At 67.2% G+C, this 15,968-nt stretch carries 12 protein-coding genes; 1 reads left to right on the plus strand and 11 read right to left on the minus strand.

Translation table 11 applies throughout. The features are described 5' to 3' along the window. Positions 1–13 precede the first annotated feature (13 nt). The 6 genes from M1P90_RS31635 to M1P90_RS31660 form a co-directional block, all read right to left on the minus strand. Positions 14–1,381, minus strand: a complete 1,368-nt coding sequence (locus tag M1P90_RS31635; RefSeq protein ID WP_483699759.1) for a bifunctional DedA family/phosphatase PAP2 family protein — start codon at positions 1,379–1,381, stop codon at positions 14–16. A 183-nt stretch (positions 1,382–1,564) separates the two neighbouring features. Then, positions 1,565–4,222 carry an FtsX-like permease family protein gene (locus M1P90_RS31640; RefSeq protein WP_483699761.1) on the minus strand — a complete coding sequence of 886 codons (2,658 nt, stop codon included), beginning with the start codon at positions 4,220–4,222 and terminating at the stop codon, positions 1,565–1,567. Continuing rightward, positions 4,219–4,944: an ABC transporter ATP-binding protein gene (locus M1P90_RS31645; RefSeq protein WP_483699762.1), complete on the minus strand. Its 726-nt coding sequence runs from the start codon at positions 4,942–4,944 to the stop codon at positions 4,219–4,221. The genes M1P90_RS31640 and M1P90_RS31645 overlap by 4 nt, the downstream gene beginning before the upstream one ends. Beyond that, entirely contained in the window at positions 4,928–5,593 is a 666-nt protein-coding gene (locus tag M1P90_RS31650) for an ABC transporter ATP-binding protein (RefSeq protein WP_483699763.1), read from the minus strand. Before M1P90_RS31650 ends, M1P90_RS31645 begins: the two co-directional genes overlap by 17 nt. Positions 5,594–5,604: 11 nt before the next feature. Continuing rightward, positions 5,605–6,225 carry a hypothetical protein gene (locus M1P90_RS31655; RefSeq protein ID WP_483699765.1) on the minus strand — a complete coding sequence of 207 codons (621 nt, stop codon included), beginning with the start codon at positions 6,223–6,225 and terminating at the stop codon, positions 5,605–5,607. 151 nt (positions 6,226–6,376) lie between these two features. Then, entirely contained in the window at positions 6,377–6,676 is a 300-nt protein-coding gene (locus tag M1P90_RS31660; protein ID WP_483699767.1) for a hypothetical protein, read from the minus strand. Positions 6,677–7,145: 469 nt separating this feature from the next. Here M1P90_RS31660 and M1P90_RS31665 point away from each other — a divergent pair, with 469 nt between their 5' ends. Then, on the plus strand, positions 7,146–10,526 hold the full coding sequence (locus M1P90_RS31665) for an ATP-binding protein (RefSeq protein WP_483699768.1): 3,381 nt from the start codon (positions 7,146–7,148) through the stop codon (positions 10,524–10,526). Positions 10,527–10,741: 215 nt separating this feature from the next. Here the strand turns inward: M1P90_RS31665 and M1P90_RS31670 are convergent, their stop codons facing one another. From M1P90_RS31670 to M1P90_RS31690, 5 genes are all read right to left on the minus strand, one after another. Then, the gene (locus M1P90_RS31670; RefSeq protein ID WP_483699770.1) at positions 10,742–11,536 is read right to left on the minus strand and encodes a PIG-L deacetylase family protein; all 795 of its coding nucleotides are present in this window, start codon (positions 11,534–11,536) and stop codon (positions 10,742–10,744) included. Between the two features lie 184 nt (positions 11,537–11,720). After that, the gene (locus M1P90_RS31675) at positions 11,721–12,755 is read right to left on the minus strand and encodes an SIS domain-containing protein (RefSeq protein ID WP_483699771.1); all 1,035 of its coding nucleotides are present in this window, start codon (positions 12,753–12,755) and stop codon (positions 11,721–11,723) included. Between the two features lie 197 nt (positions 12,756–12,952). Beyond that, entirely contained in the window at positions 12,953–13,885 is a 933-nt protein-coding gene (locus M1P90_RS31680; protein ID WP_483699773.1) for a 1-phosphofructokinase family hexose kinase, read from the minus strand. Beyond that, complete coding sequence (locus M1P90_RS31685; RefSeq protein WP_483699774.1) at positions 13,882–14,808, minus strand: carbohydrate kinase family protein; 927 nt, start codon at positions 14,806–14,808, stop codon at positions 13,882–13,884. The genes M1P90_RS31680 and M1P90_RS31685 overlap by 4 nt, the downstream gene beginning before the upstream one ends. A gap of 371 nt (positions 14,809–15,179) precedes the next feature. Beyond that, entirely contained in the window at positions 15,180–15,965 is a 786-nt protein-coding gene (locus M1P90_RS31690) for a DeoR/GlpR family DNA-binding transcription regulator (protein ID WP_483699776.1), read from the minus strand. Positions 15,966–15,968 lie beyond the last annotated feature (3 nt).

The raw sequence follows: 15,968 nt of genomic DNA on the forward strand, positions 1-15,968 counted from the left end.
TTTTCCCAAATATTCACGCGACCGTCGACCTATCCGTCGACGTCGATTCCAATATTACTGCCTGCCTTCGCGGTGGCGCAACACGATATGCCCAAGCGCTCAGGCAGGTGGCCAGCCAACATGTTCCCGCCGCGATTCCCGCCAGCACATCGCTGAGGTAGTGGACGCCGAGGTACATGCGGCTGAAACCAATCAGGCCGATCAGAAACAGCGCCGCAAGCGCAACTGCAACTTGCCAGCGCCACTGGTGCATTCGAGCGATCAACATGAAGGCCAGTAGCCCGTAGGTAATCGTCGCCATCAGCGCGTGTCCGCTTGGGAAGCCCCAGCCGAGCGCGGCGTCGAGTGGTGCGGCGGCCAAATGCGGGCGCTGAATCAGCGCTTTCAGCAGAAGCGTCAGCAGCCCGCCGCCGCCGAGCGCGCCAACCCAAAGCACCAGCTTGGCCCAGCGCCGCCGCGCCACAAACGCAACTACGCCGACGAATGCGATTGCCACGAGCGCCGAGCCGCCGAATGCCGTCACAACGCGCATGGCCTGTGTGGTCAGCGGCGTCGCCACGCGGTGCAGTTCGAGCGCCACGCGCGTGTCGAGTGCGGCGAGCGTTTCCTGCCCCAGCGCGCTATCGGCGATCTGCGCGAATGCCAGCAATGCCGCCAGGCTCACGCCGAGGCCGATGGTGGTGTGAACGCCCAGGTACGACCACAGCGAAAGGCGTGCGCGCCACGTGTTCATCGTGCGGGCGAGCCACGAGCGCGCAAAACGCTGCCGAACGCTGCCGAGCCGGGCCGCGACACTCGACTGGTGCCGAACCAGCCAGCGCCAGAGCAGCACGCCCAGCACGGCTGCGAGGGCGATGCCTGCGAGACCCCAGCCGATCTGTCGCAGCCACGATTCGATCACGGTGAGCTGGCTGCCGAACGCGAAGCCAAGCGCGCCCACCACCGCCGCCCAGACGATGCCGCCAAGCGCGTTGTAGAACAGAAACTGGGCGTAGCGCATCCCGCTCGCGCCGGCAAGAACGGCCGACAGCACTCGCAGCAGTGCGACGAAGCGGCCCAGAAAAACCGTCTTTGCGCCGTGCCGCTGGAAGAAGCCGGTCGCATGCCCGACGTGCTCGGGCGTGACCCGCAGCCAGCGCCCGTAGCGCGTGAGCAATGCCACGCCGTAGCGGTGGCCGAGCCAGTAGCCGAGGTTGTCGCCGGCAATCGCCGCGATGGCTGCGACCACGACGACGCCGCCGATCGGCAGCACGCCCTGTGAGGCGGAAGCGGCTGCCAGCAACAGCATCGTCTCGCCGGGAAGCGGCAGCCCGGCGCTTTCCAGAAAAATAAACAGGCCGAGTGTAATCAGCCCGTACTGCATCAAGAGTGTTTGCAACATTGCCATTCCCTGCGTGCTTCCCCAGCCTGCTGCGCCGCAAATATCTCGTCGCAGCGGGCAATTCACCTAAGCTGAGTATAGCGAGCCAAGATGAAATCTGCGTGAAGCGCAGGGGTGGACTCTGGGGTCTGGGGTCGGGAGCGTTCTGACTCCTGACCCCTGATCCCTGATCCCTAAACATTTCTATAGCTCGCGCAGCCGCTCGACCACGAGCCGTGCCGACACGCGCTGCGCGATCAGCATCGCCGCGCACGTTGCGACGATTGCCGCGCCCAGCATCAGCGCGAGGTAGCCCCACGGCACCACCAGCGCCTCGGGCGGCGGGTCGAACACGTGCGTCAGCAGCGCGACAAGCATGGACGCAACGCCGACGCCCGCGCCGACGCCGACAATGCAGCCGCCGACGAGCAGCAGCACGCCTTCGCTCCAGACGAATGCGCCGAGCTGGTTGGCCCGCGCGCCGAGTGCCGCCAGAATTGCGAACGTGCGCTGGCGCTCGATCAAGCTGAGTCCCAGCACCAGCCCGGTCGCGCCGACGACGAGCACCACCGCGAAGAACAATTCCAGCGCCGTCAGCCCGCGCAGGTCGACCGCTGTCAGGCTTGAGCTGATTGTGCGCTGCGTCGCGCCAATATCGGTCACGTGCGCGCCGGGCATCGCCGCGACCACGCCCTGTGCAGCGTGCGCGACTGCGGCGATGTCGCCGTTCGTGCGGAGCAGCACAGTTTCCGCCGCGCTGTTGCCGGTCCGCTGCGCGATGTAGCTCGCATTCGCTACCAGAAACGAGTCTTTCGGCGCGGTTGGAAATTCGCGGACGATGCCGACGAAGTGAAACGGCACCACCTGGTATTGATTATCGCCAGCGTGCTGAAGCCGCAGATTGATCTGGTCGCCCGGTGCGAGCTGGAAATCCTTTACAGTTTCTTCCGACACAAGCACGCCGTCGGGCCGCGCTGCGAGCGCCGCCAAAGTCCCCCGCGCGTTGCCATTCGCGAAATACGCATTCGCCATGCTGGTCGCGTTGCCGATGCGCGCCGGGTCGATGCCGAACAAATCCTGCAAGTCCGCGCCGACATACGCGAACCGATGCTGAAGCGGCTCGGCGGCGGCGACACCAGGAAGCGCCGCAAGTTCGCGCAGTTTCGCGCCCGCCGGTGCTGCCGTCGAGCCGCGCACCTGAACGTCCGCGCCGTTGGTCAGTTCCGCATCGACGCGCGCCTGAGCGTTGTAGGTGGTGTTGAACATCGCCGTCGATGTTGCGAACGCGCAGGCCAGCGCAACCAGCACGACGCCGCGTGTGTGCAGGGCGCGTTGCCGCCCGAGCGAGCCAGCCACGACATCCGAGAGCTGCCGCGCGATTGGGCGCAGCGCTGTTGCAAGCGCACGTCGTCCGCGCGCCAGACCGCCGTTCCACAGCCGCATTGTCAGCAGCGCCACGCCCAGCCACAGCCCGAGCGGTGCCAGAAACGCCTCGTATGAAACCGCGGTCTGCGGCACGCCTTCGGGCGCGAGCACAAGCTGGTAACCGGTGCTTGCCGTTCGCCAGAACATCACGCCCGCGACGACCAGCAGAATGGCGTCAAGATACAGCCGCTGCCAGAATGGCGCGCGCTGCCGCCCAACAACCGTTCGCGCGCGAACGACCGTGCTGCCGCGTGACGTTCGCCAGGCCGGAACCAGCACCGCAACGGCCGCGAGCGCCAGACCGACTGCCACGGCGGCGAACAGCCAGACCAGCGTTGCGGCGGAAAAGATCTGCACCTGCGGGACAAACACCGCTGCCGCGAGGTAGGCCAGCGCGCCGCCCAGCACGCTGCCGAGCACGCCTGCCACCAGCGCTTCCAACCCTTCCAGGCGCAGTATCTGGCTCGTCGTTGCGCCGCGAGTGCGCAGCAATGCCTGCTCGTGGCGGCGGCGCGTCTGCCCGGTGGCGGCGACGGCGAGCGTCAGCAGCATTGCCACGATTGCGCCGGGCAACCCGAGAAACAGAAACAGGATCGTCGCGTAGAGCGCGTCGGCGCGCGCCCCATCCAGCCGCGCGGCCAGGTTGTCGCCCACCACGGCGCTGCCCGCGACACGCGCCTCGAAGTTGCGTGCACGCTGCTGCACGGCGATAAACGCCGCGCCCGGATCGGACGGCAGATCGTGGCCGAGCCGCACGTGCAGTTGCGTGCGCACCGAGTCGGGCCGCACCGCTGCCTGCGGATCAAATAACGTGTGCCACTGCTGCGCCGGAAGGAGCAGAACATTGTCGGGCGGCGCTTGCGGCGCGGTGCCCGGCGGCACGCCCACGGCCTGAAACAGCGAATCGGCCTGCGGCAGATCCACCACACCCGCAACGACCACGTCGGCGGGCGGCACACCCTGCCGCTGAATGGTGATGTGGTCGCCCACGGTCACATGCAGGTTCGCAGCCGTCTGCTGCGCGACCAGCACGCCGTCGAGCGAGCCAAGCAGCGCTCGAAGTTCGGCAGGAAACTGCTGGCGATACTGCGGATCAATGCCCAGCACTTTGCCCGCGCCTGTGGTTTGCACGGTTCCGCCCGTGCTGGCGCTCAAACCCGCCACATCCGCATAGCCGACGGTTTCGATTGCGGTGGACGGCGTGGCGGCCTGCAACGCCTGTGTGACGCCGGCTTGATCCGCGCCGGGCGCCAGCAGAATTTGCCAATCGACCGGCACGCCGTCGATCGCGCGCTGTGTCATCGACGTGGCGCTTGTGGCCACAAACGCGCCCAGCGACGCCAGCAGCGCCACTGTGAGCGCGCACCCAACGGCGACGCCGAGCAAACGCCCCGAACGCCGCGCCAGAATACCCCTGAGCCAGAGAAGAAGTGTCATTGTATATCTCCGTGAAGCGTGCCGTGTTCCATATGCCAGGTATGTTCGAGCCGTTCCGCGACGGCGCGGTCGTGTGTCGCCACCACGAGCGCCGCGCCGGTTCCCGCCAGCGCCGCCAGCAGTGTGTCAAGCAGGTGCTGTGCGGTTGGCCGGTCGAGCTGGCCGGTTGGTTCGTCGGCCAGCACGAGCTGCGGGCGCGTCACGAGCGCGCGTGCCACGGCGACACGCTGCGCCTGCCCGCCCGACAATTCTTCGGGCAGCTTGTCGGCGAGGTGCGAAAGTTCGAGCCGCGCCAGCGCTTCGAGTGCATCCCTGCGCGTTCGCGACGGATCAGCCGTTCCCAGCAGAAGCGGCAATTCCACATTTTCGACGGCGGTGAGCGCGGGCAAGAGGCTTGGCGTTTGGAACACAAACGACACCAGCGATGGACGCAGCGCCTCGCGTTTGCCGAGCGCGGGCCAGGTGATTTCGCCAGCAGTTGGAACATCAAGCCCGCCGAGCAAGTGCAGCAGCGTCGATTTGCCGCTCCCCGAGCGCCCGACGAGCGCGATTCGGTCGTTCGGCAGCACGGTGCAACTTGCCTCGCGCAGCGCCACAACGTCGGTGCCGCCGCGCCGGTAGCTGCGCTGCAAGCCGTGCGCAATGACCAGCGCGCTATTCGTGAGCGGTGGCATCGTTTCCTCGCGCTCTAAAACAATGGTTGTGCTATGATGCGGCTGCATATATCCTCCCGTCCTGCAAGCGCACAACGCGGCTCGTCTGTGCGGCGAGCGCTTCGCTGTGCGTGACGATCAACGCGGCACCACCGGCGGCGCAATGCGCAGCAAACAGGCGCAGCACGTCGGCTTCGGTTTCGGCATCCACCTCGGCAGTCGGCTCGTCGGCCAGCAGCAGCGCTGGCTTGGTTGCGAGCGCGACCGCCAGACCGGTACGCGCGGCCTCGCCGCCGGAAAGCTGTGCCGGGCGCGCGTGCCGCCGATGCGTCAGCCCGACCTGCTCCAGAACCTCGGCGGTGCGTGGCTGAATGGGCCGATGTGCCATATGCAGCTGAAGCTGAACATGCTGCTCGACCGACAGATGTGGGAACAGATTGCCGCTCTGCATCAGCACGCCAATCGTCGATGCGCGTATTGCCGCGCGTTCGTGTTCGGGTCGGCGGCTCACGCGCCGGCCAAGCACGTCCACCGCGCCGCCGTCGGGGTCGTCCAGCCCGCTCAGGCAAGCCAGCAGCGTCGATTTGCCGCTGCCCGACGGCCCCATCACAGCGACCATTTCGCCCGCCGCGATCTGCAAGTTCACGCCACGCAGCGCCAGCGTTTCGGAGTCGCCCACGTGGTAGAACCGATATAAATCGTGTGCTTCAAGAATCATCAGACACCTTCTTAATTCCAGCTAAAGCTGCCGGCAATGCGCTGCCACTGGTCGACGTTATCGGCACCCTGCGGCGCCCAGAGCGTCAGGGTTGCCAGCTTGCCCGCGTTGTAGAACAAGTAGATGTTTTGTTCCAGCCGAACCTGCTTGTTTGTCACCGGGTCCGGGTTCGAGTTCGCGCTGCTTTTGACCAGGATAGCGTCTCCGATCGGCAGCTTCACCGCGTCGACACTCGCGACCGACATGGCGCGGCCAGCCGCAACCAGCGCGGCGACCTCGTGATCGCGTGCGCTCTGCACGGTTGGGGCGGCGCTCGCAGAAGAAACAGCCACAGCCAGGCCGTCGAGCTTGCTTTCAAACCGAACATTTGCCGCGTCGGTGGTGCGCGCCCAGCCTTCCGGCACTTCCAGCGAATAGCCGCCAGATGCCGCTGCATAGCGGACAAATGCCTGCGTGTCGGGAATATCGCCAACCGGGTTTGTTTCCGGGGCGACTGGTTGCTCGGGTGTTGCGGCGGCGCTTTGTGCTGCGGGCACAGCCGTTGGGGTGATAGTGGTCTGTGCCGTGCCGCAACCGGCCAGCAGGATCGCTGCAATGCCGACGATGCCGGCCCAGGCGGGAAGATTGCGCATTATTTCTGCTCCTTATGCTGAAATGTTGTTGTGAAACTGTGTCCACGCTCGTGATTATGAAATCAGAACATGAAGCCGGCATGAAATCGGCGCAAAAAAAGAACGGGACCGCAGTCCCGCCCTCAGAGAAATATTGGCTTGTGTTCGGCGTTTACAAATCGCGCCCGCCGCTTGCGCGCACGCTGCGAATCGCCAGCGCGCTGCCCACAATCACCAGCCCCAGGTAGGCCAGCAGCACCATTGGCGGGCCGTCTTCCGGCGCGCTGCTATTCGTGCCCACGCTGGCCGGCGAAACCATACCGCCAAGCAGCAAGCCCTGGCTGTTCACATTAATCACGCTGCGCGCCCCCTGCGCCACGCGCCCGCTGCTCTGTGCCGCGCTCGTCAGCGGCGCCGTGGTGAAGCCGGCGCTCAACACCACTACAAGAATTGCGGCAATTGCAATCGCCATCCTGGCCATTTTGTCCTCGCGCTATGATAGGCATCTGTATACAGGTCGAAGATTAACCCAGCATCAAGCCGATGCTATTATTTTGGAAAACCTGCGGTAGGTGCAAAGCAAAAGTCGTGCCACCATGCCCGGCCAGCGCCCGCGTGTTTCGCGCCCGGCGCGGGGATGGTTGCAGGTTCTTGGTCTGGGCGTATAGCAATACGCCCTTCGTCTCTTGGTCTGGGCGTATAGCAATACGCCCTTCGTCTCTTGGTCTGGGCGTATAGCAATACGCCCTTCGTCTCTCGGTCTGGGCGTATAGCAATACGCCCTTCGCCTCTCGGTCTGGGCGTATAGCAATACGCCCTTCGCCTCTCGGTCTGGGCGTATAGCAATACGCCCTTCTTCTTTTTTGCCGCGCAGCGGCAGGAGATGGTATACTCATGATGCAGTGCGGCATGGGGCTGCTGCACAAGGTTTGGTGGGGGCAATGGCCGACGAGCTGCGCATCAATATGCTTGGCCCGCTGCAAATCGTTCGCGGCGGTCGCGCCCTGCCCGAAAGCGTCTGGCGCTCGCGGCAGGAGCGGCGGCTGCTTGGCATGCTCTTGGCCGCGCGTGGTCGCCGCGTTTCCGCCGAGCAACTGATCGACTGGCTGTGGCCCGAGGCGCACGCGCAGGCCGCCGCCACCACGCTGCGCAGCACGGTCAGCGCGCTCCGCCACCTGCTCGAACCCGCCAGCGGGCGCGCATCGGGCCAGTTCATCCTGACACGGCCGGGCGGCTACGCCTGGAATGCCGCCAGCGGCGCGCAGATCGACGCCGAGCTGTTTCTTGAGCTGCTCGACCGCCGCCCGCCCAGCACGCAAGCCACTGAGCGCGCGCTGGCGCTCTACAATGGTGACTACCTGGCCGACGAGCCCGACGCGCCCTGGGCCGAGCAGCCACGCGACATGCTGCGCGAGCGCTTTCTTGGCGCGCTCCATGATCTTGCCGAGCAGCGGCTTGCCGCCGGTATGGACGATGCCGCGATTGCGCTGGCCCGCCGTGGCCTTGCGCACGACCGATTGCGCGAGCCGCTGTACCGCACCCTCATGCGCGCCCAGGCCCATTCCGGCGACATCGCGGGCGCGCTGCAAACCTACGAGCGCTGCCGCCACGCGCTCGACGAAGTGCTGGGCGTTGCGCCCTCGGCACAAACACGCGACCTGCACACCGCCATCCTGCGCGACGACGCCGCGCCGCGCCCGCCCGAAGCTCGTTCGCCCGCCCGCGCTCCCGAGCCGCCCACCAGCGACACGCCGCCCTTTGTTGGCCGCGCCGCCGAGCTGGCCGCGCTGAACGGCTGGCTGGCCGCGCTGCGCGAGCGCCAGGGCGGCGTGGTGGCGATTGTTGGCGAGGCCGGCATTGGCAAAACGCGCCTGGTGGCGCAGGCGCTGGCCGGCGCTGGCCCGCACCTCGCCATTGCTTTGCGCTGCACGCCGCTTGAGCGTGGCCTGCCCTTCGCGCCGCTCAGCGAAGCCCTGCGCCCCTTGCTGCGCGCCGCGCCGATTGAACTGCTGCGCCGCCTGCCGCCGGTTGCGCTCGCCCAAACCGCCGACCTGCTGCCGGTGCTGCGCGAGCGCCTGGCCGACTTGCCCGCGCTGGCGGGCGCGCCGGCTGGCGAAGGGCATAATTACCTGCTGGATGGGATTGTCGATGTGGCGCTGGCCCTGGCCCGCGAGCAGCCGCTGATCGTCTGGTGCGACGACGCGCAGTGGGCCGACGAAGCCACGCTGGCCGCGCTGGGGCGGCTGGCCCGCCACGCGACGCGCCGCGCCCTGCTGCTCATTCTGGCCTACCGCTCGGAAGAACTGGTGGAGAATGCCGCGCTGCACCAGCTGCTGCGCACGCTCGGCCGCGAAACGCTGCTGCGCCCGCTGCTGCTGGGCCGCCTGGCCGAGAACGATGTTGCGACGCTGCTGGCCGGGCTGGCGCAAACCGGCACCGCCCAGGTGGCGCGCCTGGCGCAGCGCCTGAGCGCCGCCAGCAGTGGCAACCCGCTCGTGCTGGGCGTGGCGCTGCAATCGCTGCTCGAAGAACACCGCGCCCATTCGCTCAGCGCGCTGCTGCCTGCGCTCGATGCGGGCGCGCCCCTGCCCGACCTGGCGGGAGCGCCCGCGCTGCGCGAGCTGGTGCTTGGCCGGCTCGAACACCTGCCCGCGCCCGCGCGCACCCTGCTCGAACAGCTCGCCGTGATCGGGCGTCCCGTCTCGCTCGATCTGGTCGAGCAGCTGGCCGACGCAGGCGCGCTGGAAGCGGCGCAGATGCTGATCGCCCGCCAGTATCTGGCAGAGGCCGATGACGGCCGGCTGGCGTTTCGCCACGACCTCGTGCGCTCGATTATCAGCGCGGCGCTTTCGTCGCCGCAGCGCCGGCTGCTGCATCGCCGCGCCGCCGAAGCGATTGCTGAACTGCATGGCGAAAATCCTGCGCGCGCCGCCGAGCTGGCATTTCACTTCGAGCAGGCTGGCCGCGCCGATGCCGAGGTGCTGCGCTACGCCGCGCTGGCGGGCGACCATGCGCGCCGCTCGTTTGGCTACCGCGCCGCGCTGGCGCACTACGATGCTGCGCTGCGCGCTGCCGAGCGCATGGGCCAGCGCGCCCCTGCCGAGGCGGTGCGGCGCGTGTTTGTGGCGCGCCTGCTCATGGCCGAGTCGCTGCTCGATTGGGATGGCGTGCTTGCCACCGCTGCGCGCTATGATCGCTGGCGCGCAACACGACCGAGCTTGCCGCCCCTGCTGCCGCCGCGCCGCATGGCGGTGCTGCGCGCACTGCTGGGCGATCTGGCTGGCGCGGCTGAACTGAGCGGCGCGCACGCGAATGGCTTGCCGGGGCAGCCCGCCGCGCTGGACGACCTGCAGTGGCGCACAGCCATGATTTTCCAGCCGCTCGATGCGCCATCCCGCCCACGCGAGAGGGACAGCTGGCCGGCAAGCCCGCCGCCCGCGCCGTGGCTGGCCCCGCTCCCGCCCGACGAATCGTCGCACTGGCCGCATTTCGTGCCGGTGGCGCGCTTGCCCGGCGCGCCCGCCGACGAGCTGCCCGAGCTGCTGGGATCCGAGGCGGCGGCGCTGGCGCTGTTCCAGGTAGGCTGGGCCGCACTCATGCAGGGCCTGCTTGGTGATGCCGAGCCCTGCCTGCTGCGCGCCTACGAGCTGGCGGTCGAAACCAGCCAGGCGGCGGTAGCGGTGATCAGCGCGCTGCAGCTGGCGCACATGCACGATCTGCGCGGCGACGCGGCCGCAACTGCACACTGGATGGGAAGGAGCCTGGACACGGCACAGCGCGCGCCCGAGGCGGCTTGGGCCGCCATCTGGCCGCAAATTCACCAGTCGTTTCTGCACCTGCTCGACGACCGCTTTGCCGAGGCGCGCGCGGGCTTCGAGACGCTGGCGGCGCAATTGCGTGACCAGCCGGCCTTTCAGTCGCACCGCATGGGGGTGGAAGTGGGGTTGGGGCTGCTCGATCTGGCGGGCGGCAACCTCGCCCGCGCCGAAACGCGCCTGCTGGCCGCGCTGGCGGTGCCACAGCTGCTGTATGGCTTTGTCTACGCCGCCGCGCAGCACGGGCTGGCGCGCATTGCGGCGCTGCGCGGCGACGTTGCGGCGGCGCGGGCGCGGCTGGCCCACACGCTCGAATACAGCGCCAGCCGCCGCCTGCTGCCCGAGTATGTGCGCACCGCCATCGAGGTTGCCCGCATTGAGCGCGATTTCGGCACCCCGGCGCGGGCGCTGCCTCTGCTCGCTTCTGCCGCCGAGCTGGCCGACACCGCTGGTTTTGGCCCGCTTGCCGCCGCCGCCCGCGCACTGCTCGCCCGCCTGAGGGCGTAGGGTCAGGGGTGCGGGTTCGCAAGAAGTGTTGAATGTTGAGGTTGCAGGTTTACAGGTTGCCGGTTGCAGGTTTGCAGGTTCGCACGTTTGCGGGTTTTTTGGTCCAATCCCAAAACCCCAGACCCCAAACCCTCATACTGTTCTCGGTCCTTCGCATCCTTTGCGGTTCATTGTTTCAATTGTAGTACCTTGCAACCTGCAGCTTGAAACCCGCCCTACCCAATCTGCCACACGCGCTCGCCATAGCGCGCCCCGGCTGGCGCAACCCCTGCCGCGTAATCCGTGATCTGCTGCTCCATCTGCGCCGCGCTGCCAAACAGCTCGTAGAGCTGGCTGGCGTAGGCATGAATCGCTTCGATCTTCCGGGCCAGCGTTGTGTCAATCGCAACCGCGTAGGGCGTGAGCGTTTCGCCGGCAAGCTGCGCCATGCGCGCCTGGTACGCGCTCGCCGCGATCGAGTAGGGCAAATCTTCGTAGAAGCGCACGCCCGCGCCGAAGACCTGGCGCAGCATAGTGTGCGCGATCAGGTGATCGACGTGCGAGCCAACGCCAAGCGGGCCATAGAACTGTGCGGCGGGCATGCGCGCGCGCAGTTCGGCAAAGAGCGCGCCCAGGTCGGCGAACTGCGGGTCGCGCGCGTCGGGCGCATTGAACAGCGACTCGCGGGTGTTGTAGGCGTCGGGGAAGCGATAGATTGCGTCGAGACGGCCCGCCCACCAGTGGTCGAGGCCAGGCATGCGCGCCATGGCTGCGCGCTCTTCGGCCAGCCGCGCCGAAACTGCCTGCGCAGCGGAAAGCTTCCACTGGCTGTGGAATTCGTCGGCCAGCGCGCTAAACGGCCCGGCCGGGTCGGGCGCGGCGGTGCTGAGCGTCACCGACAGCACGCGCTCGCCGGCGGCGAGCTGCGCGGCTACCGCGCCGCCGCACGAAATGACCGTGTCGTCGAGGTGCGGCGAAATATAGACGTGGTTGTAGGTGTCGCCCAGCTGGGCGAGGGTTTCGATCTGCATTATTTTCTCTCAATATTTACTCGGCGTGCGCTGTCCTGCTCGGGGTGGTTTGGAGGGCCAACGGCCATCCAAAGAATTTCCCTTCAGGCGCTGGTCGCCACCAATGTGGCGACCAGCGCCTGAGAGATTTTTTCCGGGGAGGCTATGCCTCCCCGAACCCCACCACAGCGCACGGCAGCGCTGATTAGCGCGTCAGCGTCACTTTGCTGAGGCCGCGCGGGCGGTCGGGGTCGCCGCCGCGCCCGACGGCGAGGTGCAGCGCCAGCGCCTGCCCCGGCACAATCGCCGCAATCGGGCTGAGCCACTCGGGCAGGCCGCCCGCAAACGGCAGCAGCGCGTCGGCACCCTGCGCAGCGGCGGGGTCATCCGAAATCACCAGCAGCTCGGCGCCGCGATCTTTCAGCTCGCTCGTCAGTTCGCTCAGGTCGGCGAAGGTCGCGCCGCGCGGGCGGAACATCAGCACCGGCATGCGCTCACCAACGGTGGCGATCGGGCCGTGGCGGAAGTCGGCCGAGGAGTAGGCCACCGCCATCACGTAGGTCAGCTCTTTCAGCTTCAGCGCAAGCTCAAGCGCGCTGGCGAAGTTGAAGCCGCGCCCAATCACGACGTACTGCTCGTTGCTGCGGTAGCGCGCCGCCAGCTCGGCCACCGGCCCCATGCCCGCGAGCGTGCTCGCCAGCGCGGCGGGCAGTGCCGCCAGCTCGGCCTGGCGCGCGGCGTCGCCGCTCAGCGCGGCGGCCAGCATGGCCATGATTGCAAGCTGGGCAGTGTAGGTTTTCGTTGCGGCGACGCTTTTCTCGACGCCGGCATGCAGCTCGATCACATGGTCGGCGGTGGCGGCCAGTGGCGAGCTGCCGTCGTTGGTGATGGCGAGCGTGGGGCGCTGCTGGCGCTTGGCTTCTTCCAGCACTGCCACAATGTCGGGCGACTGGCCCGACTGCGAGATGCCGACGACCAGCGTGTTGGGCAGGCGCGGCGGCGTGTGGTAGAGCGTGTACAGCGCGGGCGTCGCCAGGCCCACCGGGTAGCCAGCCAGCGAGGCCCAGGCGTATTTCGCGTAGATCGCGGCGTGGTCGGATGTGCCGCGTGCCGCGATCAGCACGTGCTCGAAGGGCGGCAGCGACGCGACGATCTGCTGCACGCGCGCGCCCTCGCGGTCGAGCAGGTGCGCGAGAACGTCGGGCTGGCTGTTGATTTCCTGTTCGAGAAATGTTGTCATTGGAATATCCTTGTGTGTTACAGATTAGAAGGTTGCAGGTTGTCGCCGCAGCGTATTGCATACGCTCGTGTTGCAGGTTGTCGCCGCAGCGTATTGCATACGCTCGTGTTGCAGGTTGTCGCCGCAGCGTATTGCATACGCCTTTTGCACGTTTCTTTTGGAAACTTCGTGTCTTCGTGGTGCTCGTATTCTTACGCTCACGCCATTTGCACAAGCGTTGTGCGCGCCAGGAGGTCGCGGAAAGCCGGCAGCTCGATGCGCCCGCCGCCGATCAGCAGGGCATTCGCAGCACCGGCGGCGACGGCGTGGCACAGCGCGGTGGGCGCATCCGCGCCGCGTGCCAGCGCGACGGCCAGGCCCGCCAGCGCGGCATCGCCGCTGCCCGCCGAGCTGGCCAGCGTAATCGGCGGCGGCGCGGCGTGCCAGCTCCCGGCTCGATTCGCCAGCACCGCGCCCGCGCTGCCAAGTGTGATGATCACTGGCCCGCCAGTACGGGCGTGCAGTTCGCGCGCTGCGGTGGCGGCATCGGCTGGCTGGGCGAGGGCGCGGCCCACAAGCTCGCCCGCCTCGGCGGCATTGACCTTGATGCCCAGGCCGCCAAGCTCGGCGGCGGCGCGCAGGCCCGGCCCGCTGGTATCGGCCCAGAGTGTGCAGCCCGTTGCGCGCACATGCCGCAGCAGCATCGCGTAGTCGGCCTGCGTCGTGCCCGGTGGCAGGCTGCCGCTTACGCACACAACGTCGGCGGCGGGCGCGCGCTCGACCACCTGCGCGGCCAGTCGCGCCCAGTCATCCGAGGCGACCGTCGGGCCGGGTTCGTTGATCACCGTGGCGTCATGCGACTGCCCGTCGATCAGAATGATGCAGGTGCGCGTTTCGCCCGCGATCCATGTCCACGCCGCGCCGAAGCCTTCACGCTCAGCAAGCTCGGCCATGAGCCGCCCACTGTGCCCGCCCGCGAAACCGGCACACACGACGGCACTCCCAAACGTGCGAACGGCGCGTGCCACATTCAGGCCCTTGCCGCCCGCCGCCGCAAACGCGCTCGTCGCGCGCTGCGACTCGCCAGGCTGGAATGCTGGCACCGTCAGGGTGCGGTCGACGGCGGGGTTGGGCGTGACACACAGGATCATAGCGCCGACCGCGCTTCGGCCAGGGTTGGCTGGGCCGCGGTGCCACCGGCTGCGCGCGTCGAAAGTGAGCCGCAGGCACAGGCCAGGCGCAGCGTCGCCTCAAGATCCCAGCCCTGCAAGAAGCCGTAGACAAAGCCTGCATCGAAGCTATCGCCCGCGCCAGTGGTGTCAGCCACGCGCACCGGCAGCGCAGGCGCGCGCGCAGTCGTGCCGCCGCGCCGCGCCACGCCACCCTGCGCGCCCAGCTTGGCGGCGACGGTTTGCTTTGGCCCGGCCAGCCGCGCCAGCGCCGCGTCGGTGTCGGTGGTGCCTGCTATGGCGTGCAGCTCGGCTTCGTTCGGCAGAAACACGTCGGTCAGGCGCAGGGTGTTGCGCAGCCCGCCATCCCAGCGCTCGGTCGGGTCGTAGTTTGTGTCGAGCGAGGTGGTTAAGCCGCGCACGCGCGCCTCGCCAAACAGGCGCGGCACATCCGGGCGCAGCGCGTCGAGCATGAAGAATGCGCCGAGGTGCAGGTGGCGCGCGCGGTCGAGCATATGCATGTCGAGCATGTCGTAGCGCAGCGCCGCAATCGAGCCGGCAAAGGTCAGAATCGCCCGGTCGGCGCCGCGCGAGAGAATGACGCTAAAGCCCGTGCGCAGCGCCGGGTCGACCCGCACCGCGCTGGTGTCGATGCCGCGCGCGACCATCTGCTCGCACATATACTGGCCAAATGTGTCGTCGCCAACAATGCCGGCAAAGGCAACGCGCAGGCCCAGCCGCGCCGCGCCGCACGCAAAAATCACCGACGAGCTGCCGATCGTGAGCGTCGCGTCGTCGACCATTTTTTCGACCTGCCCAAACGCGGGTTCGACATCGCCGCGCAAAATCAGGTCGGGGTTGATTTCGCCCACCACAAGAAGATCGAATGGCTTAGATTCAGTCATAGCGTAAACCTACTATAGCAGGTTGCAGTCGGCAGGATGCAGAAGGCAGTTGTCTTGCTGCTACTACGTTCTTGCCAGCATATCAATGGTCAATCGTTTGCAAAGCGCTATAGAACCGAGACCGCAGGACCAAGAACCAGAAACCGTAACCACGAAGACACGAAGACACGAAGGGATGAGAACCTGCAAACTTGCGAACCTGCGAACCTGCGAACTACATGAGGGTTTGGGGTCTGGGGTTTTGGGATTGGGCCAAAAAAACCCGCAAACGTGCGAACCAGCAAACTTGCAAACTTGCAACCTGCCAACCTGCCAACCTGCCAATCTGCAACCTTCAAACCTGCAACCTGCCGACCTTCAAACCCGCCGCCCTACGCCTTCATGACGCGCGCGCCCTGGCTGGTGAGGGCGATTTCGATCTCGGGATCGAGCTCGCTGCCGGTCACGATCAGGTCGCTGGCGTTGATGGGCGCGAGAAACGCGGTGGCGAGCCGCCCGAACTTGGTGTGATCCGCCACGACAATGACCTTGCGGCCAATCTTCAAAATGGCGCGGTCGGTGATTGCCTCGAGCAGGTACTGGCTGGTCAGGCCGTGTTTGGCGTCGATGGCGTGTACGCCGATGATGACCTTGTCGGCGCGCAGTTCGGCCAGCGCCTGCTCGGTAATATGCCCGATCATCGAGAGCTCGGCGCGGCGCAGCTGCCCGCCCAGGCTGATCACCGTGGCGTCGGGCGAGTCGGCCATGAGGTTGAGCACCATCAGCGAGTTAGTGATCACGGTCAGGTTTTTGTGCGCCAGCAGGTTACGCGCCACTTCGAGCACCGTCGTGCCATTCCCCAGGAAGACCGTGTCGCCGTCGGCGATCAATTCGGCAGTGGCGTGCCCGATGCGCTGCTTCTCATCCAGCTGATCCGCGATGCGGCTGACGACCGGCAGCTCGGGCGGGGCCTGGCGAATCGGGATCGCGCCGCCATGCACGCGTTGAATCTTGCCGCGCTCGGCCAGCGCGTCGAGGTCGCGCCGCGCGGTGGCCGGGCTGACGGAGAAGTAATCGCAGATCTGTGCGACCGTGACGCGCTGGCGCTGCTCGATGAAGTGCAGCAGGTGCGTCTGGCGTTCCACGCTGGAGATCAGTTGTTCGGCCCCCCGCTCCATGCT

The organism is Kouleothrix sp. 19917 (assembly GCF_057073505.1).